General features: G+C 56.7%; 1 protein-coding gene. It reads right to left on the reverse strand.

Annotation, left to right across the window (positions count from 1 at the left end):
- Positions 1-3,491, reverse strand: a 3,491-nt coding sequence (locus tag MYY08_RS16125) for an RHS repeat-associated core domain-containing protein (protein WP_288014922.1), incomplete at both ends; no start/stop codon positions are given.

Genomic DNA, 3,491 nt, shown 5'->3' on the forward strand with positions numbered 1-3,491 from the left:
ATCAATCCACGTCAGCGGATTCGGCGCATACTGGTAAAGATTCAGTCCCCCCGCCAGCCCTATCGGATCCTGGCTGATAAAACGTCCCGCATCCGGATCATAGTACCTGAACCGGTTATAGTGCAAACCGGTTTCCGCATCGTAATACTGCCCCTGAAAACGCAGCGGCTGATGCACCGGCCCTGCGTCCTCCCGCCCCGCTTCTACCCGCACGGTTCTGCCCCAGGCGCGGTAATCTGCCCGCCATGCCACCCCGCCCGTCACGCCCGTCAGTTCACGCGGCAGCCCCGCCTGGTCGGTGTGATACCAGTACACCTGCGCGTCATGCTCACTTTCCCCGCGCCGCGTGCTGATTTGCGCCAGCGGCACAAAGCCCTCATCCTCATAAATCCAGATGTGCTGACGTTCGCCCCGCTCCTCGCTCAGCAGCCGGTTGCCGTCCCAGATAAAGCGCGTCACCCCGAAGGCGTCCTGCTTCCAGCTGCGCCGTCCGAACGCATCGTAGCCGTAACGGGTTCGCTGCTCCGTGCCGTTACGCCGGGTCACCGCCGCTTCCAGCTGATGCTCTGCGTTCCAGTGAAAACGCTGCGCGGTATGGCGGCCGGCGCGTTTCTCCGTGACGTTGCCGTGTGCGTCGTAGTTCCAGCGGCAGTCGCCGAGCACCCGCAGGCGGTTATCCCTCAGCGGCGGCGCCTTCTCCTGCTCCAGCAGATTATGGGCGGGGTCGAAGGCAAACCGTTCGCCTTCGGCCTGTGTGAGCCTGCCCAGTGCGTCATAGCCGTAGCGGTGCGCGCCGCTGTGGCTGTCTGTCATCTGCTTCAGCTGCCCGTCGCGCCGCCACGCATATTCACGTCCTACCACTAATTGATTTTTGTAACTCGCCCGCTGGCTTATCAGGCGGCCCGCCTCATCGTATACATATTCGCTGGTCAGTATGCCCTGGGTGCGGCGTACTTCCCGGTGCAGGGCATCACGCCCGCTCTCGCTGATAACCCGCCTGCCCCAGTTCACCTGAATGCGATGCCCGCTGCCGTAATAAAAATGCCTGATTTCACGACCGTCAGGCAAAGTGGTAACAGTACGGTTGCCCAGCTCGTCGTACTGATGTTGCAGAATGACGCTTTTACCACGCGTCAGCGTTTGTTCTCTTAGCAGCTGACCGGCAGCATCCCATTCCAGCTCTACGCGTCCGCCTGAGTTAATCCCGGTGATAAGGCGACCGTTTGCATCGTAACGATAACGGGTGCGCTGCCACTGACGTTTACTGCCCTGGGCCACCAGCTTCTCCAGCAGACGTCCGGCTGCATCACGCTGCCAGCGCGTCTGAATGACGCTTTCCTTTCCGGTGTTGCCATATTCTTTACGCGCAACGGGCCAGCCGCTGGCGTCATATTCATATTCGGTCTGACGACCGTCGAAGCCGCACTCGCGAATAAGATTATCCAGCGCGTCCCAGGCCATCTCATAGCGCACGCCGTTTTCATTAACCAACCCCGTAAGACGGCGCGCTTCATCATATTGATAAGTGATGCGGTGACCCAATGCATCGATACGCGCCTCAGGCAAACCATCGCCGCCCAGCTCCCAGTGGGTGCGCTGGCCTTCGGCGCTGGTAAAGCTCACCAGACGACGATAACGGTCATAATCATATATTTCCGTACCGCCATCAGCGTGAGACACCTTTACCGGCAAGCCGTCAGCGTTGTGTTGCCATGTTGTGATGTTGCCCGCCGCATCAGTGCGGCTTTTAAGCCAACCATATTTGTCATAGCTGTACTGCGTTGTACGGCCAGAACAGTCCGTATGGGATAAAAGGAAACCCGCCGCATTCCAGGTAAACGTCTGAATACCCGATGCCGCATCGCGAATGCGGACCAGATTACCGGCATCATCATGGTTATATTCTGTGATACGGCCCAGCTCATCCATTTCACGTATCAGGTTACCTGCCACATCCCAGGTAAATTCACGCGATGCGCCGAGCATATCGGTAATACGCACCGGCCTGTTCCAGTGGGGGTGAAAATCAATGCGCGTCATTCCCCCATCCGGCGAAATTACCGCCGTACAGTTTCCGCGTTCGTCATAGCGATAACGGGTAATGCGCCCAGCCGGATCGGTTACCGCAATAGCTTGCCCGCGCGCATTACGCTTAATACGCGTGATTCCTCCCTGAGTATTAACGAGCGCAGTCAGTTCATGATTATCATCGAACTCGTAACGCGTTTTGCGGCCGAGCACATCAGTAACAAGCGTGGCATTCGGCTGATAGTCAAATTGCCAGGTCTGCCCCAGGCTGTTGCGGTGCGCCAGCACTTTGCCGTGTACATCGTGACGGTCGTAGTGATAAAAACAGGCCATTTCGCCCGCCAGACGATGCGCGACCATAATATGGTTGCGATAACGGAAATCTCTGACGACTTCATCTTTACCGTTACGCACGGCAATTAAATCGCCCTCTTCCGAATAGTCATAGCGGCAGAGCATTTCAGGTAGCTCCGGCTCGGAAGGATGACGGCAGCTTACAGCGACGATACGCCTGACATTCTCTCCATCCGATAGACGAAGCTCGGCGAACTGGATCAGAAAGCGACGTCCGGCGCTGTCTATGATTTCCGCTGGCAAGTTGTTGCTGTCGTAATGGATAGTAAGCTGATTGCCATGCGCATCTTCCATAGCCGTCATCAAAAAGCGGCCAGTCTCCACTTCCTGGCTGAACAGCCAGTGACGTTGTTCGTCAGAGGTCGACAGACGATAAAGTCCTTGCTTCGGCTGCGACAAGGTAAGCTGTTCATAGCGATGCAGGCGAGCTGGCAGGCCTGGAGCGATGCGAGGAAAATCGATTTCGCGTCCTTGCTCATCGATATAACGCAGAACGTCATCCGTTTCGCGGACTTCCGGCGAAAAAGGCAAAAACCATCCTTGTCCAAGCCAACCATTCGCTAACTCGTCAGAATAGTAATAACGTTGCCAGTTAAGCGGCACGGCGGCCGGAAAGGCAAAATCAAGATCATCATCTCCCGCCAGTACCTTAATGCCGAGCAGCGGGTTCACGGGGTTACCAATCAGCAGGCCATTTTTACAGCTTTCTGTCTGTTTTTTGCCGCCTTTGCCCTTATTACTGCCCCCTTTTTCGCTGCCAGCTTTCTTCGCCTGTAAAACCGATCCCGTCTCCTCTTTTGCCACCTTCCCTTCGGCTTTTAAAGCAGCTTTCTCGCTTTTTACGATGGCCTTTTCAGTCAGCTCTGCGCCTTCTTTTGCTACGGCTTTTCCTGCTTTCGCCGCTTCCAGCGCTTTGCCTGTTTTTGCCGCCAGCTTACCCGCTTTGAATGCGGCTCCGCCTCCGGGCACGAAGTTTGCGGCGGCTGATGCCGCAGACAATGCCGCGTTGCCGTAATCGCCTTCAGCAGTATAAATTGCCGCATTAGCCCCATCGGCAACCACGCCGACAATGGGTACGGCGCCTAACACATCCAGCCCGGTATGTACCC

It is taken from the genome of Mixta sp., from assembly GCF_024610815.1.
GTDB lineage: Bacteria > Pseudomonadota > Gammaproteobacteria > Enterobacterales > Enterobacteriaceae > Mixta > Mixta calida.